Source organism: Roseateles sp. GW821-FHT02E12 (assembly GCF_059421665.1).
Window position 1 is genome coordinate 815690 of sequence record NZ_JBWKVK010000002.1, and the last position, 22884, is coordinate 838573.

General features: G+C 68.2%; 25 protein-coding genes. 24 read left to right on the forward strand and 1 reads right to left on the reverse strand.

Going from position 1 to position 22884, the window contains the following annotated elements; all coding sequences use genetic code 11:
- Positions 1-55: 55 nt before the first annotated feature.
- The 16 genes from tsf to AC07V5_RS14605 all read left to right on the forward strand — a co-directional run bounded on the left by tsf (position 56) and on the right by AC07V5_RS14605 (position 14471).
- Positions 56-949, forward strand: coding sequence for a translation elongation factor Ts (gene tsf, locus AC07V5_RS14530; protein WP_495116382.1), 894 nt, complete (start codon positions 56-58; stop codon positions 947-949).
- Positions 950-1034: 85 nt separating this feature from the next.
- The gene (pyrH, locus tag AC07V5_RS14535; RefSeq protein ID WP_495116383.1) at positions 1035-1745 is read left to right on the forward strand and encodes a UMP kinase; all 711 of its coding nucleotides are present in this window, start codon (positions 1035-1037) and stop codon (positions 1743-1745) included.
- 76 nt (positions 1746-1821) lie between these two features.
- Positions 1822-2382: a ribosome recycling factor gene (gene frr / locus AC07V5_RS14540; protein WP_495116384.1), complete on the forward strand. Its 561-nt coding sequence runs from the start codon at positions 1822-1824 to the stop codon at positions 2380-2382.
- Between the two features lie 11 nt (positions 2383-2393).
- The gene (gene uppS / locus AC07V5_RS14545) at positions 2394-3116 is read left to right on the forward strand and encodes a polyprenyl diphosphate synthase (protein WP_495116385.1); all 723 of its coding nucleotides are present in this window, start codon (positions 2394-2396) and stop codon (positions 3114-3116) included.
- A 9-nt stretch (positions 3117-3125) separates the two neighbouring features.
- The gene (locus AC07V5_RS14550) at positions 3126-3962 is read left to right on the forward strand and encodes a phosphatidate cytidylyltransferase (protein ID WP_495116386.1); all 837 of its coding nucleotides are present in this window, start codon (positions 3126-3128) and stop codon (positions 3960-3962) included.
- A gap of 1 nt (position 3963) precedes the next feature.
- A complete protein-coding gene (gene ispC, locus AC07V5_RS14555; RefSeq protein WP_495116387.1) occupies positions 3964-5130 on the forward strand; it encodes a 1-deoxy-D-xylulose-5-phosphate reductoisomerase in 1167 nt (388 codons plus the stop codon).
- Positions 5127-6488 (forward strand): RIP metalloprotease RseP, encoded by a 1362-nt coding sequence (rseP, locus tag AC07V5_RS14560; protein WP_495116388.1) that lies wholly within the window; start codon positions 5127-5129, stop codon positions 6486-6488. The genes ispC and rseP overlap by 4 nt, the downstream gene beginning before the upstream one ends.
- A 15-nt stretch (positions 6489-6503) precedes the next feature.
- Positions 6504-8831 (forward strand): outer membrane protein assembly factor BamA, encoded by a 2328-nt coding sequence (gene bamA / locus AC07V5_RS14565; RefSeq protein WP_495116389.1) that lies wholly within the window; start codon positions 6504-6506, stop codon positions 8829-8831.
- A gap of 2 nt (positions 8832-8833) precedes the next feature.
- A complete protein-coding gene (locus tag AC07V5_RS14570) occupies positions 8834-9340 on the forward strand; it encodes an OmpH/Skp family outer membrane protein (RefSeq protein ID WP_495116390.1) in 507 nt (168 codons plus the stop codon).
- A 13-nt stretch (positions 9341-9353) separates the two neighbouring features.
- On the forward strand, positions 9354-10382 hold the full coding sequence (gene lpxD / locus AC07V5_RS14575; protein WP_495116391.1) for a UDP-3-O-(3-hydroxymyristoyl)glucosamine N-acyltransferase: 1029 nt from the start codon (positions 9354-9356) through the stop codon (positions 10380-10382).
- Positions 10383-10877: a 3-hydroxyacyl-ACP dehydratase FabZ gene (gene fabZ, locus AC07V5_RS14580; protein WP_495116392.1), complete on the forward strand. Its 495-nt coding sequence runs from the start codon at positions 10383-10385 to the stop codon at positions 10875-10877.
- 11 nt (positions 10878-10888) lie between these two features.
- The gene (gene lpxA, locus AC07V5_RS14585; protein ID WP_495116393.1) at positions 10889-11677 is read left to right on the forward strand and encodes an acyl-ACP--UDP-N-acetylglucosamine O-acyltransferase; all 789 of its coding nucleotides are present in this window, start codon (positions 10889-10891) and stop codon (positions 11675-11677) included.
- Positions 11678-11680: 3 nt separating this feature from the next.
- Positions 11681-12805, forward strand: a complete 1125-nt coding sequence (gene lpxB, locus AC07V5_RS14590; RefSeq protein ID WP_495116394.1) for a lipid-A-disaccharide synthase — start codon at positions 11681-11683, stop codon at positions 12803-12805.
- Entirely contained in the window at positions 12777-13400 is a 624-nt protein-coding gene (gene rnhB / locus AC07V5_RS14595) for a ribonuclease HII (protein WP_495116395.1), read from the forward strand. Before lpxB ends, rnhB begins: the two co-directional genes overlap by 29 nt.
- Positions 13397-14167, forward strand: coding sequence for a TrmH family RNA methyltransferase (locus AC07V5_RS14600; protein WP_495116396.1), 771 nt, complete (start codon positions 13397-13399; stop codon positions 14165-14167). The genes rnhB and AC07V5_RS14600 overlap by 4 nt, the downstream gene beginning before the upstream one ends.
- A 118-nt stretch (positions 14168-14285) precedes the next feature.
- The gene (locus AC07V5_RS14605) at positions 14286-14471 is read left to right on the forward strand and encodes a hypothetical protein (RefSeq protein ID WP_495116397.1); all 186 of its coding nucleotides are present in this window, start codon (positions 14286-14288) and stop codon (positions 14469-14471) included.
- A 186-nt stretch (positions 14472-14657) separates the two neighbouring features.
- Here the strand turns inward: AC07V5_RS14605 and AC07V5_RS14610 are convergent, their stop codons facing one another.
- Positions 14658-14825, reverse strand: a complete 168-nt coding sequence (locus AC07V5_RS14610) for a hypothetical protein (RefSeq protein ID WP_495116398.1) — start codon at positions 14823-14825, stop codon at positions 14658-14660.
- Between the two features lie 60 nt (positions 14826-14885).
- Between AC07V5_RS14610 and hemP the strand changes: the two genes are divergently transcribed.
- The 8 genes from hemP (at position 14886) to AC07V5_RS14650 (ending at position 22818) form a co-directional block, all read left to right on the forward strand.
- Positions 14886-15080, forward strand: a complete 195-nt coding sequence (gene hemP, locus AC07V5_RS14615; RefSeq protein WP_495116399.1) for a hemin uptake protein HemP — start codon at positions 14886-14888, stop codon at positions 15078-15080.
- 66 nt (positions 15081-15146) lie between these two features.
- Positions 15147-17282, forward strand: a complete 2136-nt coding sequence (locus AC07V5_RS14620) for a TonB-dependent receptor domain-containing protein (protein ID WP_495116400.1) — start codon at positions 15147-15149, stop codon at positions 17280-17282.
- 11 nt (positions 17283-17293) lie between these two features.
- Positions 17294-18361 carry a hemin-degrading factor gene (locus AC07V5_RS14625; RefSeq protein WP_495116401.1) on the forward strand — a complete coding sequence of 356 codons (1068 nt, stop codon included), beginning with the start codon at positions 17294-17296 and terminating at the stop codon, positions 18359-18361.
- The gene (locus AC07V5_RS14630) at positions 18358-19191 is read left to right on the forward strand and encodes a heme/hemin ABC transporter substrate-binding protein (RefSeq protein WP_495116402.1); all 834 of its coding nucleotides are present in this window, start codon (positions 18358-18360) and stop codon (positions 19189-19191) included. The genes AC07V5_RS14625 and AC07V5_RS14630 overlap by 4 nt, the downstream gene beginning before the upstream one ends.
- Positions 19175-20227, forward strand: a complete 1053-nt coding sequence (locus AC07V5_RS14635; protein ID WP_495116403.1) for a FecCD family ABC transporter permease — start codon at positions 19175-19177, stop codon at positions 20225-20227. The genes AC07V5_RS14630 and AC07V5_RS14635 overlap by 17 nt, the downstream gene beginning before the upstream one ends.
- Positions 20224-21006, forward strand: a complete 783-nt coding sequence (locus tag AC07V5_RS14640) for an ABC transporter ATP-binding protein (protein WP_495116404.1) — start codon at positions 20224-20226, stop codon at positions 21004-21006. The genes AC07V5_RS14635 and AC07V5_RS14640 overlap by 4 nt, the downstream gene beginning before the upstream one ends.
- Positions 21003-21629, forward strand: coding sequence for an energy transducer TonB (locus tag AC07V5_RS14645; RefSeq protein WP_495116405.1), 627 nt, complete (start codon positions 21003-21005; stop codon positions 21627-21629). Before AC07V5_RS14640 ends, AC07V5_RS14645 begins: the two co-directional genes overlap by 4 nt.
- Positions 21622-22818 carry a DUF2325 domain-containing protein gene (locus AC07V5_RS14650; RefSeq protein ID WP_495116406.1) on the forward strand — a complete coding sequence of 399 codons (1197 nt, stop codon included), beginning with the start codon at positions 21622-21624 and terminating at the stop codon, positions 22816-22818. Before AC07V5_RS14645 ends, AC07V5_RS14650 begins: the two co-directional genes overlap by 8 nt.
- Positions 22819-22884: the final 66 nt, after the last annotated feature.

Below are 22884 nucleotides of genomic sequence, written 5' to 3' on the forward strand. Positions count from 1 at the left end.
GCATCTGAAAGGGGCCGCGAGGCCCCTTTTGCCAACCGAAATCTGGAGAAGAGATATGGCTGCTATCACCGCAAGCATGGTGGGCGAACTGCGTGCTCGCACCGACGCCCCGATGATGGAATGCAAGAAGGCGCTGACCGAGGCCGACGGCGACCTGAGCCGCGCTGAAGAGATCCTGCGCGTCAAGCTGGGCAACAAGGCCGGCAAGGCCGCCTCGCGCATCACTGCCGAAGGCATCGTCGCCTCGGCCGTGGTCGGCGGCAACGGCGCGCTGATCGAAGTGAACTGCGAAACCGACTTCGTCTCGAAGAACGACGCCTTCCTGGCTTTCGTGAGCGCGCTGGCTGGCCTGGTGGCTGAACAGAACCCCGCTGACGTGGTCGCCCTGTCGGCCCTGCCGCTGTCCCAGGAAGGCTTCGGCCCGACCGTGGAAGACGTGCGCAAGGGTCTGATCGGCAAGATCGGCGAGAACATGTCGATCCGTCGCTTCCAGCGCTACACCGGCAGCAAGCTGGCCACCTACCTGCACGGCACCCGCATCGGCGTGGTCGTCGAGTTCGAAGGTGACGACGTCGCCGCCAAGGACGTCGCCATGCACATCGCCGCGATGAAGCCCGCTGCGCTGTCGAGTGCCGACGTCTCGGCCGATCTGGTCGAGAAGGAACGCCGCATCGCCACCGAAAAGGCCGCCGAATCCGGCAAGCCCGCCGACATCATCGCCAAGATGGTCGAAGGCTCGGTGCAGAAGTTCCTGAAGGAAGTCTCGCTGCTGGACCAGGTCTTCGTGAAGGCCGCCGACGGCAAGCAGACCGTGGGCGCCCACCTGAAGGCTGCCAACACGACGGTCAAGGGCTTCACGCTCTACGTCGTCGGTGAAGGCATCGAGAAGAAGGTCGACGACTTCGCGGCCGAAGTGGCTGCCCAGGTGGCAGCTGCCAAGGGTCAGTAAAGACTCTTGCGAAATGAAAGGGCGCCAAGTTGGCGCCCTTTAAACTTCCGGGTCACCACCAGGCCCCCCGACTTTCGAGGACACCATGCCCGCGTACAAGCGCATCCTGCTCAAACTCTCCGGTGAAGCCCTGATGGGTGACGACGCCTACGGCATCAATCGCGCAACCATCGTGCGCATGGTGCAGGAAGTCCGTGAGATCACGCAGATGGGTGTCGAAGTCGCCGTCGTCATCGGCGGCGGCAACATCTTCCGTGGCGTGGCCGGCGGCTCGGTCGGCATGGACCGCGCGACGGCCGACTACATGGGCATGCTGGCCACGGTCATGAACTCGCTGGCCCTGGCCGACACGATGCGCCAGGAAGGCATGATCGCCCGCGTGATGTCGGCCATTGCCATCGAGCAGGTCGTCGAGCCCTATGTGCGCCCCAAGGCGCTGCAATACCTCGAAGAAGGCAAGGTCGTCGTCTTCGCCGCCGGTACCGGCAACCCCTTCTTCACGACCGACACGGCCGCTGCGCTGCGTGGCGCCGAGATCGGTGCCGAAATCGTGCTGAAGGCCACCAAGGTCGACGGGGTCTACACGGCCGACCCGAAGAAGGACCCGACGGCCACCCGCTATTCGCGCATCACCTTCGACGAGGCCATCAGCCGCAATCTGCAGGTGATGGACGGCGCCGCCTTCGCGCTGTGCCGCGACCAGAAGCTGCCGATCAAGGTTTTCAGCATTTTCAAGACCGGCGCGCTGAAGCGCGTCGTGCAAGGTGAGGATGAGGGCACGCTCGTCCACGTTTGAAATCGTCAAGCTTTGAGTCAGTTGGGGGCAGAGCTACCCGCAGCCGCACGGGTGGCCTGTTCCGCAAGGAAATGAAATGAGCATTGCAGACATCAAAAAGAACGCCGAAGCCAAGATGGCCAAGTCGGTGGAGTCCCTGAAGAACGACCTGCACAAGATCCGCACGGGCCGCGCCCACCCCGGCATCCTGGACCAGGTCAGCGTTGACTACTACGGCTCCATGGTGCCGATCTCGCAGGTCGCCAACGTGACCCTGCTCGATGCCCGCACGATCTCCGTCCAGCCCTGGGAAAAGGGCATGGGCGCGAAGATCGAGAAGGCCATCCGTGAGTCGGACCTCGGTCTGAACCCCGCCAGCCAGGGCGACCTGATTCGCGTGCCGATGCCGCCGCTGACGGAAGAGCGCCGCAAGGACCTGACCAAGGTCGTGCGCAACGCCGGCGAAGACGCCAAGATCGCCGTGCGCAACCTGCGCCGCGACGCCAACGAGCACGCCAAGAAGATGCTCAAGGACAAGGAAATCAGCGAGGACGACGAGCGCCGCAGCCTCGACGAAGTGCAAAAGCTCACCGACCGCGTGATCGCCGAGATCGACAAGCTGATCTCGGGCAAGGAAGCCGAGATCCTGGCGGTTTGAGCGCCGTCCCCATGGCGCAAGACCGCCCGGCGCCGCCGCGCCACGTCGCCATCGTCATGGACGGCAATGGCCGCTGGGCGAAGAAGCGCTTCCTGCCGCGCTTCTTCGGTCACAAGGCTGGCGTGGACAGCCTCGTCAAGATCGTCCAGGCCTGCATCGACCGCGACATCGAGCACGTCACTGTCTTTGCCTTCTCCAGCGAGAACTGGAAGCGGCCGAGCGACGAGGTGTCCGGTCTGATGGGCCTGGTGCTTGCCGCGGTCAGCCGCTACCTGGCCAAGATGGGCGCGATGGGCGTTCGCATCCGTATCGTCGGCGACCGTGACGCGGTGTCCGACAAGTTGCGCAACGCCTGGAATGAGGCCGAGACCAGCACCGTCCACAACACCAAGCTGACGCTCAACGTCGCCTTCAACTACGGCGGCCGCTGGGACATCGTGCAGGCCTGCCGCAAGGCCATCGAGGCCGGCGTGCCCGCCAACGAACTGACCGAGGCCAGGCTGTCGGAATTCATGGCCATGAGCTATGCGCCCGACCCTGATCTCTTCATCCGTACGGGCGGCGAAGTGCGCATCAGCAACTTCCTGCTCTGGCAGGCTGCCTACACGGAGTTCGTGTTCTCAGACTGCCTGTGGCCCGAGTTCGGTGAGCGTGAATTGGACGCGGCCATCGCGGCCTTCCACGAGCGCGACCGTCGCTTTGGCGGCGTCAAAGAAGCGCCCACCGCTGCCTGAAGGCTCGACATGCTGAAGACACGCGTCATCACCGCCGTCGTACTGCTGGCCATCCTGCTGCCGGTGCTCTTCCAGGCCTCGCCCTGGCCCTTTGCCTGGGTCACTGTCGTCATGATGGGCGCGGCCGGCTGGGAATGGGCGCGGCTCAACGGCCTGCCCGGCACGGGTGCGATTGCGGCGGGCGTGGCCCTGGCCCTGGCCTGCGTCTGGACGCTGCTGATCGGTGGCCTGAACGCACCGCCGATCTGGGTCTGGTCGCTGGCCAGCCTGGTGTGGGTGCTGGGCGGTGCCTACGCGCTGCGCGCCGGCCCCGCCGGTTGGCCCCGCATCGCGCGCGGCGCGCGGCTGGCGCTCGGCGCCCTGCTGCTGTGGGGCGCCTGGCTGGCCATCGTGCAGGCTAAGGTGCATGGCATCAACTTCATCCTGTCGGTCTTCTGCCTGGTGTGGATGGCCGACATCGCGGCCTACTTCGGCGGCCGCACCTTCGGCAAGCGCAAGCTCGCGCCCAGCATCAGCCCGGGCAAGAGCTGGGAGGGTGTCTGGAGTGGCATGGCGGGCGTCATCCTGCTCGGCTTCATCTGGGTCCACGTCATCGATGTGAAGGTCGCCATCGACTCGCCCAGCCTCTACACGCTGCTGGTTCAGCGCCACGGCTGGGTGTCCTTGCTGGCCCTGGTTTTCCTTGGCGCGATGAGCGTCGTCGGCGATCTGTTCGAATCCCTCGTCAAGCGCGCCGTGGGTGCCAAGGACAGCAGCAATCTGCTGCCCGGGCATGGCGGAGTGCTTGACCGCATCGACGCGCTGCTGCCCGTCTTCCCGTTGGCCCTCGCGCTGATCAGCCTCTGATATGACTCGCCAACGCGTCTGCGTCCTCGGTTCGACCGGCTCCATCGGCGTCAACACGCTGGACGTCATCGCCCGCCACCCGGAGCGCTACGAGGTCGTTGCCCTCAGCGCGATGAGCCGTGTCGACGAACTGCTGGCGCAATGCCTGACCTGGAAGCCTCGCTTCGCCGTCATGCCCGAGCGCGCTGCGGCTGCCCAACTACGCGAGCGTCTGCGTGAAGCCGGCAGCAAGACCGAGGTGCTGGACGGCGCCCCTGCCCTGGCCGACATCGCCGCCCACCCGGACGTCGACACCGTCATGGCGGCCATCGTCGGCGCGGCGGGCTTGGCGCCGGCCATCGCTGCGGCGCGGGCCGGCAAGCGCCTGCTGCTGGCCAACAAGGAGGCCATCGTCGTCGGCGGTGCCCTCTTCATGCAGGCGGTGGAGCAGGGCGGCGCAACGCTGCTGCCCATCGACAGCGAACACTCGGCCATCTTCCAATGCCTGCCCGAGGACCGTGCAGCTTGGGCGCAGCGCATCGACCACATCGTGCTGACTGCCTCGGGTGGCCCCTTTCGTAGTCGGGATCCGAAGACGCTGGCCGACGTGACGCCAGACCAGGCCTGCGCCCACCCCAACTGGGTCATGGGCCGCAAGATCTCGGTCGACTCGGCCACGATGATGAACAAGGCGCTGGAGGTCATCGAGGCGCGCTGGCTGTTCAACCTCACGCCGGATCAGATCAAGGTGGTGATCCACCCGCAGAGCATCATCCATTCGATGGTGGTCTGCCGCGACCAGTCGGTGCTGGCGCAGCTGGGCACGCCCGACATGCGCGTGCCCATCGCCTACGGCCTGTCCTTCCCCGAACGCATCACGTCGGGCGCCAGTCGCCTGGACCTGCTGACGACGCCCAGCTTGACGTTCGAGGAAGCCGACGCCGTGCGCTTCCCGGGCCTGCACCTGTCCTGGCAGGCGCTGCGGGGCGCGGAAGGCAGCACGACGGTGCTGAACGCGGCCAATGAGATCGCCGTGGATGCCTTCCTGAATGGCCGCCTGCGCTTCGACCGCATCCATGCGATCAACGCGCAATGCTTGGCCAATGTGCAGCCCGGGGCTTGCAGCAGCATCGAAGCGCTGCTGGATCTCGATGCCCGCACGCGTCAGCACGCGCTCAGCCTGATATGACCACGATCGTTGCTTTCCTCGCCGCGCTGGCGCTGCTGATCGCGGTCCATGAATGGGGCCACTACCGCGTCGCGCGGGCCTGTGGCGTCAAGGTGCTGCGCTTCTCCATCGGCTTTGGCCGCGTGCTCTGGCGCCGTGTCGGCCGTGACGGCACGGAGTTCACGCTGAGTGCGTTGCCGCTGGGCGGCTACGTTCGCATGCTGGACGAGCGCGACGGCCCGGTGGAGCCGCAGGAGCGCGAGCAGGCCTTCAACCAACGCCCGCTGCGCCAGCGTGCCGCCATCGTTGCGGCTGGGCCGGCGGCCAACTGGGTGCTGGCCGTGCTGCTGTTTGCCGTTGTTGCCTGGCTCGGCAGTGAAGTGCCCAAGGCCGTGCTCGGCACGCCACCAGCCGGCTCGCTCGCCGAACGCGCCGGGCTGCATGCCGGCGACTGGGTGCGGGCCATCTCCGTCGACGGCCAACAGTGGCAGGACGTGGAATCCCTGCCCGAACTGCAGTCCGCCGTCGCGCGTGCCCAGGCACTCGGAGAGCCCCTGCATCTGTCGGTCAACGGGACTCAGGGCCATGGTTCGCGCAGCGTTCATCTGGAGATGGAACGTTTGGTGGGCAGGGCGCCCGATGCCAAGCTGTTCAACGATATCGGCCTTGCACCGTTGGCCGAGCCATTGATCCGTCAGGTGGCCGCTGGCGGCCCGGGTGCCGCCGCTGGCTTGGTGGCGGGGGACCGCGTGCTGTCCATCGACGGTCAGGCCGTTCCCGATGCCGGTTTTTTGCGCGATGCCATTCGCCGTGCCCGCGATGGCGATCAGCCGCGCGCGATGGCTTGGCGCGTCGAACGCGGCGGCCAGATCGTCGAACTGAACCCGACACCGCGCCTGGTCGACGATGCTGGTCAGCGCATAGCCCGGCTCGAGATCGGCGTGGGCTCGCCGCCCGAGCGCGTCTTCGTCAGCTACGGCCTCTTCGATGGCCTGGCGCGTGGCTTCGAGCAGAGCTGGGACATGGCCACCACGACCGTTCGGCTGCTTGGCCGCATGCTGATTGGTGAAGCTTCAGTAAAGAACCTCAGCGGGCCCCTCACCATCGCCGACTATGCCGGCCAGTCCGCCCAGGCGGGACTCTCCCCGTATCTGGACTTTCTCGCGAAGATTTCTCTGAGCCTCGCCGTCCTGAACCTGCTGCCGCTGCCGATGCTCGATGGCGGGCACCTCATGTATCATCTTTTCGAGGGTTTGAGTGGCCGCCCCGTCTCCGAATGGTGGCAACGGCAACTGCAGCGCGCTGGTGCGCTGATCCTGATGCTGATGATGGCCTTGGCCCTTTCCAACGACGTCGCCCGCCTCGCGGGCTGGCACTGACACTCCCCGGTTCCCATGTCCTTTCCTTTCAGTTCGGGAGCGAAGCGTCGCCCCTTCCGCCTCGGCTTGCTGGCTCTGGCTATCACGGGGATGTTCCAGTCGGGGCTAGCCTGGGCGGTCGATCCCTTCGTGCTGAAGGACATCCGCGTCGAGGGCCTGCAGCGTACCGACCCGGGTACCGTGTTCGCGTCGCTGCCCTTCCGCATCGGCGACACCTACAACGATGAAAAGGGCGCCGCTGCCCTGCGCGCGCTGTTTGCCACGGGCCTGTTCAAGGACGTGCGGATCAGCATCGACGGCAATGCCGTCGTCGTCATCATCGACGAGCGCCCCATCATCGCCAACGTGAACTTCGTCGGCCTGAAGGAGTTCGACACCGAGGCGCTGACCAAGTCGCTGAAGGACGTCGGCATCGGCGAGGGCAAGCCCTTCGACAAGGCCCTGGCCGACCGCGCCGAGCAGGAGTTGAAGCGCCAGTACCTGACCCGCAGCCTTTACGGCGCCGAGGTCACGACGACGATCACCCCGATCGAGCGCAACCGCGTCAACGTCAGCTTCAACGTGACGGAGGGCGAGCCGGCCAAGATCGCCGAGATCCGCATCCTCGGTAGCAAGGTCTTCTCTGAAAGCACCCTGCAAGGCCTGCTGGAGCAAACGACGACCGGCTGGTTGACCTGGTACACCAAGACCGACCGCTACTCGCGTGCCAAGCTCAACGCTGACCTGGAAACCATCCGCAGCTACTACCTGAACCGCGGCTACCTGGAGTTCAACGTGACCTCCACGCAGGTCACGATCTCGCCGGACAAGCAGAGCATCAGCATCGCGATCACGGTCAGCGAAGGCCAGCCCTACACGGTCACCGGCATCAAGCTCGAAGGCGACTACCTCGGCCGCGAGGAAGACTTCAAGCACCTCATTTATCTCAAGCCCGGCCAGTCCTACCAGGGCGAGGCCGTCGCGCAGACGACGCGGGCCTTCAGCGACCTGTTTGGCACCTATGGCTATGCGTTTGCGCGCATCGACAGCCGGCCCGACATCAATCGCGAGACCGGCCAGGTCGTCGTCACGTTCGTCGCCGAGCCGCAGCGCCGCGTCTACGTGCGCAAGGTCATCCTGTCGGGCAACTCGCGCACGCGGGACGAAGTCATCCGCCGTGAGTTCCGTCAGTTCGAGGCGGCCTGGTACGACGGCCAGAAGATCAAGGCCTCGCGCGACCGTGTCGAGCGCCTGGGCTACTTCAAGGACAAGGAAGTCACCATCGACACCCAGGAGGTGCCGGGTGCGCAAGACCAGGTCGATGTCATCCTGACCGTCGTCGAGCGTCCCACTGGTGCTATCACCGTCGGTGCCGGCTACTCCAGCCAGACCAAGCTGTCCTTCACCGGCTCCATCCGCCAGGACAACGTGTTCGGCTCGGGCAACTACCTCGGCATCGACGTGGCGACGGCCCGCACCGGTCGCCAGTTGCAGATCAGCACGGTCGATCCGTACTTCACGGTCGACGGCGTGTCGCGCTCCATCGACATGTTCTACCGCACGACCCGCCCGATCAACACGCTGGGCGAGGAATACCAGTACGTCACCAAGGGCGGCGCGATCCGCTTCGGCGTGCCCTTCTCCGAGGTCGACACCGTCTTCTTCGGCGTTGGCTACGAGCAGACCAACATCACGACGTCCAAGGGCCTGCCGAACAGCTACTTCCTGTTCGCCAACCAGTTCGGCCAGCGCAGCAACTCCGTGCCGCTGACCATCGGCTGGCAGCGCGACAGTCGTGACAGTGTCATCTCCCCGATGAAGGGCCGCTACCAGCGCGTCAACGTCGAAGCGAGCGTCGTTGGCGATGCCCAGTACGCGCGGGTCAACCTGCAGTACCAGCACTACTTCGAGATCACGAACAAGATCACTCTCGGCATCAACAGCGAGTTGGGTTGGGGTGTGGGCCTGGGCGGCAAGCCCTACCCGATCTTCAAGAACTTCTACGGCGGCGGCCTGGGCTCGGTGCGCGTCTTCGAGGCCGGCTCGCTGGGCCCGGTCGACGTGACCGGCTCCTACAGCGGCGGCAGCAAGCGCTTCAACACCAATGCCGAGCTCTACTTGCCGGTGCCCGGCAGCGGCAACGACAAGAGCTTCCGCATCTTCGGCTTCATGGACGCCGGCAACGTCTGGGGCACGGGTCTGGCAGAGAAGGTCAGTTTCGACACCGTGCGCGTGTCGGCAGGTATCGGCCTTTCCTGGATCTCGCCGATGGGCCCGCTGCGGCTGAGTTACGGCAAACCTATCCGCAAGGAACGCACGGATAGAATCGAGAAATTCCAATTCCAGATCGGGACTGCATTCTGATGATGAGCAAGCTCTTGCAATCGGTGGCTCTGGCCGCTGTGATGGTTGTGGCCACTTCGGCCGTGCAAGCCCAGGAACTGAAGATCGGCTACGTCAACAGCGAGCGCGTGCTGCGCGAGGCCAACCTGGCCAAGACGGCACAGGCCAAGTTGGAGGCTGAGTTCGGCAAGCGCGAGAAGGATTTGCGCGACCTGGAAACCAAGCTGCGCGGCGCTGCAGAAAAGCTGGAGAAGGACGCCCCGACGCTGTCCGAGAACGAACGCAATCGCCGTCAGCGCGATGTCGTCGAGCAGGAACGCGACCTGCAGCGCAAACGCCGCGAGTGGCAGGAAGACCTGAACCAGCGCAAGAACGAAGAGCTGTCGGGCGTCGTCGAACGCGCCAACAAGGTCATCAAGCAGATCTTCGAAGCCGAGAAGTACGACCTCATCCTGCAGGATGCGATCCACTTCAGCGCCCGCGTGGACATCACCAAGAAGGTGATCGACGCGCTGAACGGGCAGAAGTAATTCGCGCAGCGCCATGAGCACGACAACGGTCGCGCTCTCCGAACTGATCGCCGCCTTGGGCGGCGATTTGCTTGGTGACGCCGATATTCGCATCGCGCGCATCGCGCCGTTGGAAGAGGCTGATCGCGAGAGCATCAGCTTCCTCGCCAATGCGCGCTACCAAGCGAAGCTCGCAACGACGGCGGCCGCCTGCGTCATCGTTGCTCCGGCGTTTGCCGAGGTTGCGGCCGCGCGCGGCGCGGCCATCGCCACACCCGACCCGTATCTCTACTTCGCACGCCTGACGCAGTGGTGGGCAGCACGCACGCGCCCGGCCGTGAGCGCGGGCGTCCACCCGAGCGCCATCGTGTCGCCCGACGCGACCTTGGGGCAGGGCGTCGAGATCGGCCCGCTGGCCGTCATCGAAGCCGGTGCCGTCATCGGTGACAACGCCCGCGTCGGCGCTCATTGCGTCGTTGAACGCGATGCTGCCATCGGGGCAGGCACGCGCCTGGCACCACGAGTCGTGCTCGGCTATGGCTGCCGCATCGGTGCGCGCGGCCTGGTGCACAGCGGCGTCGTCATCGGTGCCGATGGCTTCGGCTTTGCGCCCAGCAAGAGCGGCTATGTGAAGATCGAACAGCTGGGTGCCGTGACGATTGGCGACGATGTCGAGATCGGCGCCAACACCTGCATTGATCGCGGTGCCTTGAGCGACACCGTCATCGAGGACGGCGTGAAGCTGGACAACCTGATCCAGATCGCGCACAACGTGCACATCGGCAGGAACACGGCCATGGCCGGCTGCGCGGCCGTCGCGGGCTCGACGAGCATCGGCGCCAACTGCACCATCGGTGGTGCGGCCAACATCATCGGCCACCTGACGTTGGTGGACGGCGTGCACATCTCGGCCGCAACGACCGTCACCCGCAGCATCAGCGAGCCGGGCGTCTACAGCGGCCCCTATCCCTTCGAAGAGAATTCGAGCTGGCAAAAGAACGCGGCCACGCTGCGCCAGCTCCACACCCTGCGCGAGCGCGTGCGCGCGCTGGAGAAGAAATAAATGAACGAACCGACCTCGACCCCCACCCCGACTTCGACCGCGCTCCCGACGACGATGGACATCCACGAGATCCTCAGGCGTCTGCCGCACCGCTACCCCATCCTGCTGGTGGACCGCGTCGTCGAGCTGATCAAGGGCGAGCGCATCCGTGCCATCAAGAACGTCTCCATCAACGAGCCCTTCTTCCTCGGCCACTTCCCGCACCGCCCCGTCATGCCGGGCGTGCTCGTGCTGGAAGCGCTGGCCCAGGCTGCAACGCTGCTGGCCATCGAGACCGTGGGCATCGTGCTGGACGAGAAGTCGGTCGTCTACTTCGCTGGCATCGACGGTGCCCGCTTCAAGCGCCCGGTGGAGCCGGGTGACCAACTGGTGCTGGAAGTGACGCTGGGCCGCGCCAAGGCCGGTATCTACAAGTTCAACGCCCGCGCCCTGGTGGGCGAGCAGCTCGCCGCCGAAGCCGAGTTGATGTGCACGATGCGCCGCATCGAAGCCTGATCCTGTCAACGATGGCCATTCATCCCACCGCCATCGTCGACCCCGGCGCGGAGCTGGACTCCAGCGTCGAGGTCGGTGCCTACTCGCTGATCGGCCCGCACGTGAAGATCGGCGCCGGCACCAAGGTCGGCCCGCACGTCGTCATCGAAGGCCACACGACCATCGGGCGCGACAACACCTTCTTCCAGTTCAGCTCCATCGGCGCTGCCAACCAGGACAAGAAGTACGCCGGCGAGCCGACCACGCTGGTCATCGGTGACCGCAACACCATCCGCGAGTTCTGCACGCTGAACATCGGCACCGTGCAGGACCGCGGCGAGACCACGGTCGGCAACGACAACTGGATCATGGCTTACTGCCACTTGGCCCATGACGTCGTCATCGGCAACGAATGCGTGCTGGCCAACAACGCCACGCTCGCCGGCCATGTGCAGGTGGGCGACTGGGTCACCATCGGTGGCCTGACCGGCGTCCTGCAGCGCATGCGCATCGGCGACCACGCCATGATCGGCTTCCAGGCCCACGTGGCGCAAGACGTACCGCCCTTCATGACCGTGGACGGCAACCCGCTCGCGGCGCGCGCGGTCAACGTCGTCGGCCTGAAGCGCCGCGAATTCAGCAGCGAGCGCATCAGCGCCATCCGCCAGATCTACAAGCTGCTCTACCGCAGCGGCCACACGCTGGACGAGGCCAAGGCCGGCATCGCGGCGCTGCGTGGCAGCGATGGCGGTGCAGCCGATGGCGACATCGACAACATGCTGAACTTCCTCGCCGCGTCGACCCGCGGCATCGTCCGATAACCGATGCAGACCGCGCCCCGCCTCGGCATGGTGGCCGGCGAGGCCAGCGGTGATCTGCTGGCCGGCCTGCTGCTGCAAGGCCTGCATGCGCGCTGGCCCGCGCTGACGGCGCAGGGCATCGGCGGCCCCAAGATGATCGCCCAGGGCTTCGAAACCTGGTGGCCGCACAGCAAGCTGTCGATCTTTGGTTACGTGGACGCGCTGCTGAACATCCGCGAGCTGTTGTCCATCCGCAAGCAGCTTGGCACGCGCCTCATCTCGAACCGGCCGGATGTCTTCATCGGCGTCGATGCCCCCGACTTCAATTTCGGGCTGGAGACACGGCTGCGCGAGGCGGGCATCAAGACCGTTCACTTTGTCTGCCCGTCCATCTGGGCCTGGCGGCCAGAGCGTGTCGAGACGATCAAGCGGGCGGCGGACCATGTGCTGTGCCTGTTCCCGTTCGAGCCCGAGATCCTGCACAAGGCCGGCATCGGCGCGACCTATGTGGGCCATCCGTTGGCCGACGCTATTCCCGCGGATCCACCGCGTGCGGCGTCGCGTGAGGCGTTGAAGCTGCCCGAAGGCGACACCGTCATCGCACTGCTGCCCGGCAGCCGCAAGAGCGAGATCAACTACATCGCGCCGGCGCTGATCGGCGCGGCCAAGCTGCTGGCCAAGCCGGGTCGGCGCTTCGTCATGCCCGTCGTGCCGGGGCTGCGCGGCCTTGTCGAACCCATGCTTGGCGGCGTAGACATCCAGCTCGTCGACGGCCAGTCCCACGCCGCGCTCGCAGCCTGCGACCTGACGCTGGTGGCCAGCGGCACCGCCACGCTGGAAGCAGCTCTGTTCAAGCGCCCCATGGTCATCGCCTACCGCATGAACGCACTGAACTGGTGGCGCATGAAGGGCAAGGGCCTGTTGCCCTGGGTGGGCCTGCCCAACATCCTGGCGCGCGAGTTCCTGGTGCCCGAACTGATCCAGCACGCCTGCACGCCCGAGAACCTGGCGCGCGAGGCGGAAGGCCTGCTCGCCGACGAACCGCGCCGTGCCGCCCTGCACGAGCGCTTTGTCCAACTCCACGAACTGCTGCGGCAAGACACCGCGCGGCGTGCCAGCGATGCGATCGCGAGCCTCATCAGTGCCTGAACAAGTGTCCCTGGACTGGGCGCCCACCACCGGCCTCATCGCCGGCGTGGACGAGGCCGGCCGTGGCCCGCTGGCCGGGCCGGTGTTCGCGGCCGCCGTCATCCTGGACGACCTGCAACCCATCAAGGGCCTGGCCGATTCCAAGGTGCTGACCGCCGCCAAGCGCGCCAAGCTGTTTGATGAGATCCGCGCCAAGGCGCTGTGCTGCTGCATCGCGCAGGCCAGTACCGAGGAGATCGACCAGATCAACATCCTCCAAGCCACGATGCTGGCCATGCAGCGCGCAGTCCACGGCCTGCGGCTCAAGCCCGCGCTGGTGCGCATCGACGGCAACCGCCTGCCCGTGCTGCCGATGGCGGCCGAGGCCATCATCAAGGGCGACGCCACCGTGCAGGCCATTTCCGCGGCCAGCATCCTCGCCAAGGTCGCGCGCGACCTGTTCTGCGAGCAGATGCACCAGAGCCATCCGCAATACGGCTTCGCCACGCACAAGGGCTATGGCACGCCCGAACACCTGGCCGCGTTGAAGGCACACGGTGCCAGCCCCTGGCACCGCCGCAGCTTCGCGCCGGTTCGTGAGGTCTGCGCCGAATGAAGCTCGACCACATCACGTCCCGTGACAACCCGGCGCTGGTGCGCCTGCGCAAGCTGACGACGGACGCCGGCGGCTACCGCAAGACCGGCAGCGTGTGGATCGAGGGCGACCATCTGTTGCGAGCGGCGCTGCAGCGGGGCTGGCAGCCGGCGCTCGTGGTGCTGACCGAAGGCGCGATGCAGGACCACGCGCTGGCGGCGCTGGCCGAATCGGCGCCGCGTGCGCTGGTCGTGCCGACGGCGCTGTTCAAGGGCCTGAGCGGCCTGGAATCGCCCGCGCAGATCGGTGCCGAGCTGACGCTGCCCGAGACAGCTGCCATCGACCCCAACGCCGCCAGCGTCGTGCTGGACCGCCTGCAGGACGCCGGCAACGTCGGCGCCATCCTGCGCAGCGCGGCGGCCTTCGGTGTGCGGCAGGTGCTGGCGCTGAAAGGTACGGCGGCACTGTGGTCGCCCAAGGTGCTGCGTGCAGGGCAGGGCGCGCACTTCGGCCTGCGTCTCGTTGAAGGCCTCGCCGCGGACGACTTGGCAGCGCTCACTGTGCCGCTGGTCGCGACCAGCTCACACACCGAGCACGCGCTGCACCGCATCACGCTGCCATCCCCCTGCGCCTGGGTCATGGGCCACGAAGGGCAGGGTGTGTCGCCCGAGCTGATGGCCCGTTGCGCGTTGACCGTGGGCATCCCACAGCCCGGCGGCGAGGAGTCGCTGAACGTGGCGGCGGCGGCGGCGATCTGCCTGTACGAGAGCGAGCGGCAAAAGGGTTGAGCGCGGGGCCTGCAAGTTCAGGCTGGCGCAACAAGTGAAACACAGGCCTGCGTCGCCTGGAACGCGGCTGATACGGCTGCTGCTCACAGTCATGGCTTTCATCCCCCGAAAGCCCAGCATGACCAAGATCCTCATCGTCGCCCTGCTCACCGTGGTGACCTGCGCGGTCGGCATCCACAGCCTGTCAGCCGAGACCGTAGCGAACAGCGAAGCTGTCCCGCAGTCGTTCGACGTTGCGGTGCCCGCGCAGCAGGAACCGGCCGACGGCCCTGCCAGGACTGAGGTCGTCGCGGCCAAGCGCTGATCCTGTGCCCAGCCTCAAGCGCCTGGGTGTCGGTCGGCCTCGGCCACCATCACCGGCCCGGGTCTGAGTCGGTGTTCGTGAACGGGGCTGATGAAGCTGCTGCTCGAGAGCATCTTTACCCGCGTCGCCGTGGTCGACCGCGAAGGCCAGCCCGCCGGCGGAGGGCGCTGAGTTGAGCGCGCAGGGTCACTGCCGGTAGAAGTAGTAGCAGCCCATCAAGCTGGTTTTCGCCGGCCCGTTCAGTGGCGCCCTCAGCACCACCGTTTTCTTGGCACCCACATTCAGCTCGCAGGCGTGCATGCCGTCGCCCTTGGCGCGGGCCATGGGCTTGCCCAGCTGCTTCTCGCCCAACAAGGGCTATCGAATCGATAGCTGCGACTTGCAATCGAGAATGATTCTCATTACAGTGACGCCATGCTTGCTGACCACAACCCGCCAAAACCGCTGGCAGCCCCGCCGGCTTTGACGGTGGGTGCGGGCCAGGGCCAGGCTCGTCACATCGACAGCACCACGCTGCTCGGCCCGCAGGGCGAAGTCTTCATCGTCCACCAGCAGCAGGTCTACCGACTGCGTGTCACGTCCTTGGGCAAGCTGATCCTGACCAAGTAAGTCCCCCCGTTTCGATACCCCGCGCCAGCCAGCCGCTGCCAGCCCGCGCCTCCCACCGGAGCCCCCGTGCTGAAGACCGCTGTTGCGCTGGCCGCCGCCTGCGCCTGCCTTGCCACCTTTGCGCAAGCCCAAACCGAACCTCATCCGGCGATTGCAGCCACCGAGCTGCCTGAGCTGACCAACACCGCCGCTCGTGGCGACCGCCGCGTGGACGAAGTGCCCGCCACGGTCAGCGTGTTCAAGCCCGCCCCCGGCGCGCGCGACCTGCGCGAGCTGCTGAGGAACGAGGTCGACCTCGCCGTGCGTGCGCCCAACCCGCGCTTCAGCCTCGCCGGCAGCGCCACCGGCCGCGCCGGCAACGAGGGCATCAACATCCGCGGCCTCGAAGGCAACCAGGTGCTGATGCTGGTGGACGGCATCCGCATGCCGCAGAGCTTCAGCTTCGGCCCCTTCGTGACCGGCCGCGCCGGCATGCTCAACCTGGAGGGCGCACAGGCCCTCGAAGTGCTGCGCGGCCCCGCGTCGACGCAGTTTGGCAGCGACGGCCTGGCCGGTGCGCTGGCCCTGCGCACGCTGCGCGCCAGCGACCTGCTCAAGCCCGGCAAGGACTTCGCCGCCCGGGCCCAGGCCTTGGCCTACACGGGCGACGACGCCGTGGGTGTGAACCTCGCCGGCGCCTGGCGCTCGGGCGCCTGGGACTGGCTGCTGCAGGGCGCCACGCGCCGCTCGCACGAGCTGGACAACAAAGGCACGGTCGGTGGCGATGGCGTCACGCGCAGCGAGCCCGATCCACTGGATCGCGAACGCCACACGCTGCTCGGCAAGGCCGGCCTGGCGCTCAGCGCACAGCAGCGCGTTGAGCTGACGCTGGAAGGCGTGAAGCAGCGCGACAAGACCAACGTGTTGTCGGCCCGCACCGCCACGACGCTGGACCTGCGCGCCGACGACGAGAGCCACCGCTGGCGCTCGTCGCTGGCCTGGACGCTGGACGACCCCAATGCCGAGTGGCTGCAGCAGGCCAGCGTGCAGGTCTACCGCCAGGCCTCGCGCGTCGGGCAGTACGCCTTCGAGGACCGCACCAGCACCGACCGCGCCCGCGACAATCACTACGACGAGACGCTGACCGGCCTGTCGGCCACCGGCCAGATCGGCTGGGGCGCACAGCGCGTGACCGTGGGCCTGGACGCCAGCCGCAACACCGTGGCCGGCCTGCGCGACGGCATCACGCCGTCGGCGGGCGACCCGTTCCCGGCCAAGCCCTTTCCCGATACCGACTACCGCCTCATTGGCGCGTTCGTGCAGGGCGAGTTCACCGAAGGCGATTGGCAGGTCGTGCCCGCCGTGCGCTACGAGCACTTCTCGCTCAAGCCTTCGGCCAACGGCTTTACCGGCGCCATCGTCAACCTCGGCGACAGCGCCGTGACGCCGCGCCTCGGCGTGGTGTGGAAGGCCGCGCCCGGCCTCGTGCCCTATGCGCAATGGGCCAAGGGCTTCAAGGCGCCGACGCCCTCGCAGGTCAACAACGGCTTCACCAACCTGGCGCAGGGCTACACATCCATTGGCAACCCCAACCTGAAGGCCGAAAGCGCCGACAGCCGTGAGCTGGGCCTGCGCGGTGATGTCAGCGGCTGGAAGTGGCAGCTCAGCGCGTTCGACAACCGCTACGACGACTTCATCAGCCAGGAAATCGTGGGCGGCACGGGTGCGCCGGGCAACCCGCTGGTGTTCCAGTCCATCAACCTCGACGGCGCACGCATCCGCGGCGTGGAGTCCAAGCTCAGCGGCCAGATCGACAAGCAGTGGCGCCTGGGTCTGGCCTATGCGCGCACGCATGGCAACGCCGAACGCAACGGCGTGAAGCGGCCGTTGGACACCGTCGAGCCCAGCAAGGCTTCGCTCAGCCTGCGCCAGCAGCGCGCCGACTGGCATTGGGAGGCCACCGTGCTGCACGCCTCCGGCAAGCAACCCAGCCGCGTCTACGCCACCAACCCGTTCACGCCCGCCGGCTACACGGTGCTGGACCTTGCGGCCGGCTGGCAGATCAGCCCGGTGTGGTCGCTGTCGGCGCGTGTCGACAACCTGACCGACCGCAAGTACTGGCGCTGGGCCGACGTGCGCGGCCTCACGCCCGCCAGCGCGGCGCTGGACTCCTACACCGCCCCCGGCCGCCAGTTCGGCCTTGTTCTGCAAGCCACGCTTTGAAAGAGCCACGCATGGACCTCCGCCAAGCCTATGTCGACGCCCGCGCCGCCGGTGCCACGCGCCACCGCGACATCGCCATCTCCCTCGGTGTCACCGAGGGCATGCTGATCGACGCCCACGTGGGGGCCCCGAATGGCGGCCTGCAGGCCCAGCGGCTGCGGCGCGACTTCCCGCGCCTGCTGTCCGAGCTGAGCCGCGCCGGCGAGCTGATGGCGCTGACACGCAACCCGCATTGCGTGCACGAGCGCACCGGCGTCTACGAGCATGTCAGCGCCCAGGGCGAGCCCGGCCGCGAGATGGGTATGGCGCTGGGCGACGAGATCGACCTGCGCCTGTTCTACAGCCACTGGGCGCACGGCTACTCGGTGCGTGAGGGCGAGCAGCAGAGCCTGCAGTTCTTCGACGCCCAGGGCGTGGCCGTGCACAAGGTCTTCACGCGGCCCGCCACGCAGTTCGCCGCCTGGCAGGCGCTGCGCGTGCGCTGGGCCGACCTGGACGCGCCGGCGCCGCAGTGGCGCACCGAGACGGCCGTGCTGGCCGTCGATGCGCCCGATGTCGACACGGGCGCCTTTCGCGCCGGCTGGGCCGCGCTGCGCGACACGCACGAGTTCTTCGGCCTGCTGCGCAAGCACGGCGTGCGCCGCATCCAGGCGATGCAGCTCGCCGCGCCCGAGTTCGCGCAGCCGGTGGACCTGCATGCCGCCCGCGTCGTGTTGCAAGGCGCCGCGGCCAACGGCACGCCCATCATGGTCTTTGTCGGCAACCCCGGCGTCATCCAGATCCACGGCGGCCCCGTGCAGCGCATCGCGGTCATGGGTCCATGGTTGAACGTGCTGGACCCGCGCTTCAACCTGAATCTGCGCGAGGACGCCATCGCGCAGGCCTGGGCCGTGCGCAAGCCCACTGCCGACGGCCTCGTCAGCTCGCTGGAGCTGTACGCGCAAGACGGCGAACTCATCGCCCAGTTCTTCGGCCAACGCAAGCCCGGCCAGCCCGAGCGCTGCGCCTGGCGCGAGCTGCTGGATGCGCAGGTGGACGACCGCGCGTGGAACGAAGAGACCGCAGGGTGTGCGGCATGAAGCGCCGGAGTTTGATGCTGGCGGGGCTGCTGCCAGGGCTGGGTGTAGCCCAGGCGCAGCCCCGCATGGTCAGTGTGGGCGGCGCCGTCACCGAGACGGTGTTTGCGCTCGGCGCGCAGAGCCAGCTGGCGGGTGTGGACACCACCTCGCTGTTCCCGGTCGATGCCACGCGGTTGCCCCAGGTCGGGTATGCGCGCACGTTGTCCGCCGAAGGCGTGCTCGCGCTCAAGCCGCAGCTGCTGCTGGCCAGCGGCGAGGCCGGCCCACCGCAGGTGCTGACCCAGCTCAAGAGTGCCGGCGTGCGTGTCGAGGTGCTGGACGAGCACCATCGCTTCGAAGGTGTGCTGGCGCGCACCCAGCGCATCGGCGCGCTGTGCGGCCGCGAACGGGAAGCCGCGCAGCTCATCGCCAGGCTGCAGCAGGAGTGGGCCGCACGCCCCAAACCACCCACCGGCCCCTTGCCGCGCGTGCTCTTCGTGCTGGCCCATGCCGGCGGCCAGCTGCGCGTGGCGGGCGAAGGCACCGGAGCGGACGCGATGCTGACCCTGGCCGGCGCCCGCAACGCCTTCGCCGGCGTGCGGGGCTACAAGCCGCTGACGGCCGAGGCCGCGCTGCAGGCGGCGCCCGACGTCATCCTCTGCACGGACCAGGGCGTGGAAGCGCAGGGCGGTGCTGATGGCTTGCTGAAGGCGCCCGGCCTGGCGCTGACGCCTGCCGGCCGCGCCCGCCGCGTGGTGGGCATGGAAGCCCTGCTGCTGCTGGGCTTTGGCCCACGCCTGCCGCAGGCCGTGGCTGAACTGACGGGCAAGCTGCATGGACGCACCGCTTGAACGCGTGACCCTGCGCTGGCCCGCCTTGCCGGGCTGGCCCATCGCCTTCGCGCTGCTGGCCATGGCCATCGTGCTGGCGGCCAACAGCGGCGCCATCCGCCTGGGCGTGGCCGACTGGCAGGCGCTGCTCAATGGCGAAGACACGCAGGGCGCCCTCGTGCTCGCGCAACTGCGCCTGCCGCGTGTGGCCTTTGCCATCGTCGTGGGCGCGGCGTTGGGCCTGGCAGGGGCGTTGTCGCAGGGCGTGTTCCGCAATCCGCTGGCCGAGCCGACGTTGCTGGGCATCCCTGGCGGCGCGATCTGTGCCGTCGCGCTGATGCTGACCGTACTGTCCGCCTGGGCCGGTGGCCTGCCGGCGGCGTGGCGGCCGTTTGCGGTGCCGGTGGCGGCGCTGGTGGGCGCCTGGGTCATGTGCGGCCTGCTGCAAGGCCTGGCGCAGCTGCTGGTGCCGGGCGCCGTGGCCGGCCTGCTGCTGGCGGGGCTGGCGCTGAACGCGCTGGCGATGGCCATCGTCGGCTTGTGCACCTACCTAGCAACGGATGAGCAGCTGCGCAACCTGACCTTCTGGCAGCTCGGCTCGCTGGCGCTGGCGAGCTGGCCCATCGTCGCGGTGCTGGGCGTTGCCGTCGTGGGTGCATTGGGGATGTCACGGCGCTGGGGTCAGGCGCTCAATGCATTGGCGCTCGGTGAAGCGGTGGCGGCCCAGGTTGGCGTGCCCGTCGCGCGCACGCGGCGCGTGCTGGTGCTGGCCCTCGCGCTGCTCTGCGGCCTGGCCGTGGCCTGGTGCGGGCTGATCGGCTTTGTCGGCCTGCTGGCACCACATGCCGCGCGTGGCTTGGTGGGCGCCGATGCGCGGCGTGTGCTGCCTGCGTCTGCCTGGTTCGGCGCCGTGCTGATGCTGCTGGCCGACACCGCTGCACGCACCGTCGTCATCCCGGCCGAGCTGCCGGTCGGCATCCTGACCGCGCTGTTCGGCGCGCCGGTGCTCTTCCTGCTGCTCAAGCGCGCCCAGCGTGAGATCGGGGGCGGCTGGTGAGCACGACGCACCACATGCTGCTGCTCGACGACGCCATGCTGGCCCGCCACGGCCAGGGTTTCGGGCCGTTTGACCTGCGTGTCGACCCCGGCGAGCGCGTGGCGCTGCTGGGCCCGAGTGGCGCGGGCAAGTCCACCCTGCTGAAGCTGATGTCCGGCGAGATTGCGCCCACGCTGGGCCGCGTGTTGCTCGATGGCCAGCCCCTGGCCGCGATGGACCCACGCCAGCGCGCCCGCCGCCGCGCCGTGTTGCCGCAGTCGCACCAGATCGCCTTCGGGCTGCCGGTGGAACTCGTCGTCAGCCTGGGTCGCTGGGCGGGCCAGGACGATGACCGCTGGGTGCGCCAGGCGTTGGCCTGGGCGAGCGCAGGCCACCTGCTGGGCCGCCGCTACGACCAGCTCTCCGGCGGCGAGCAGGCGCGCGTGCAGCTCGCCCGCGTGCTGGCCCAGCTGGCTGATGTCGAAGGCGGCCTGCTGCTGGTCGACGAACCGCTCGCGTCGCTCGACCCCGGCCTGCAGCTCGAGCTGCTGGACACGCTGTCCACCTTCTGCCGCGAGCGTGGCCATGCGCTGGTGGCCGTGCTGCACGACATCCAGCAGGCGCTGAACGGCTTCGAGCGCCTCGTGCTCGTGCGCCGCGGCCAGATGGTTGCGGACCTGCCCGCCGGCGCCTCGGCCTTGCCGGCGCTGGAGACGCTGTTCGGCCTGCGCCTGCAGGCCCTGCCGATGCAGGACGGCGGCTGGGCGCTGGCCGCACGACGACTCGAGGCCGTGGCATGAGAGCGGGCGTGCTGATGGCTGTGGCGGCGCTGCATGGGGCGCTGCTGTTGGCGCTGTGGTCGGTGCAGCAACGCTCGGCGCCAGCAGGCGCGCGGCGCGAGTTGGCCGTGCAGCTGCTGCCGGTCGCGGCAACCCCCGCCGCGCCCGCACCACGTGCCGCGCCGCCCCTGTTGAGCCTGCCCACCTTTGCCGCCATCGCACCGCCCAGCTTCGACGTGCAGGCCGAGGCCCGCCCTGCGCCGCCCGCCGCCGTGGCTGCACCCGCTGCCGCGCCGCAACCGGTCGCCTTTGTCGTGCCGCCCGCGCTGCGCGATGACCCGCCCACCGCCGAGCCCTCGCTGCAATCCGCTCGCCGTGCCACCTGCGCGCCCGCGCCACACCCGCTTGCCTTGCGCGAGCGCGGCATCGAAGGCGTCGTGCGCCTGCGCGTTTGGGTGGACGAGCTGGGCCGCGCCGGCCAGGTGCTGCTGGCCGCCAGCAGCGGCTGGCGTCTTTTCGACGACGCGGCCGTGGCGCAAGCCCGCCGCTGTCCCTTCCAACCGGCGCTGCGCGGCTCACAGCCCGTCGGCAGCTGGGTGGAGTTCCCCGTCCGCTTTGCCTTGGAGACTTCATCAAATGGCTGAAGCCTGTTGTGAATCCCTCGCCGCCCACGCGGCCCTGCCACCCACCACCGGCTCGCGCCGCCGCCGCCTGTGGGAGCTGGGCAGCCATGCACACTGCCCCGTCATCGGCGTCTGCCTGCCGCTGGAGCGTGTGCGCCAGTTGGCCAAGAAACTGCTCGTGCTGCAGGGCGACGAGGACGACTACACGCTGCACTGCAGCCTCGTCACCGCCGCGGCGCGCCGCAACGCGGTGGCCGAGGCGCTGCAGAAGGACCTGGAGCAACGCTTCGCACTCGACGTGCGCGCCGCTGCCCAGGCCAAGTGCCGCGACACGCTGATGACCTGGTGGCGCAACCGCGCGGCCCAGGGCGAGATTGCCGGCGCACTGTGGGCCACGCTGGCGCATGCGCGTTGCGACGAGTGGCTGGAGATGCGCGTGCTGGGCCAGGTGCACATGCTGCAGCACCAGGTGGGCGCCGCGCAGCGCGTGGATATGGTGCGCCACCGTGAGCTGTCCGCCGAGCACCAGGCGCTGGCGCGCGACTACGCCGAGGTACAGCAGCGCGTGACCGGCTGGAGCCTGGAACGCGCCCGCGAGCAGCAGGCCTGGGAGCAGGAACGCATGCAACAGCGAGCGTTGCTGATCGGCCTGCAAACCCAGCTCGCGCAGGCGCACGAGCAGCTGCAGCATTGGCAGGCCGCGCGGCCCGACCTGCCCGAGCGCGAGGCGCTGCGAGAGCGCCTGGCCGAGCAGACGGAGCGCAACCAGGCACTGCAGCGCGAGATCAACCGGCTGGCTTCGCGGCCGCCGGCCGTGGCTGAAGTGCCCGAGGCCGTTGAGGCGCCGGCCGTGGCGGAAGACGCCGCCGCCGTGCCCGTGAAGCTGGTGCACCGCGTGGTGCTCTGCGTGGGCGGCCGTGGCGGCAGCGTGCCGCAGTACCGCCAGGCCGTGGAGGGCTGCGGCGCGCAGTTCCTGCACCACGACGGCGGCAGCGAGCACAAGCCGGCCCAGCTCGAGCCCCAGCTCGCCGCGGCCGACCTCGTCATCTGTCAGACGGGCTGCATCAGCCACGACGCCTACTGGCGCGTGAAGGACCATTGCAAACGGCATGGCAAGCGGTGTGTCTTCGTCGAGACGCCCAGCCGCAGCGCCTTCGAGCGCGCGCTGGCCCAGGCCGCTGTTACCGACAAGGTGCCGAGCGCGGTCTGAGGGGAAGCCCGTGGAGGGGCGGAGAGAGACTGGGAGCAAACTGCAAGCGTTTGCAGCCCCAGCGGA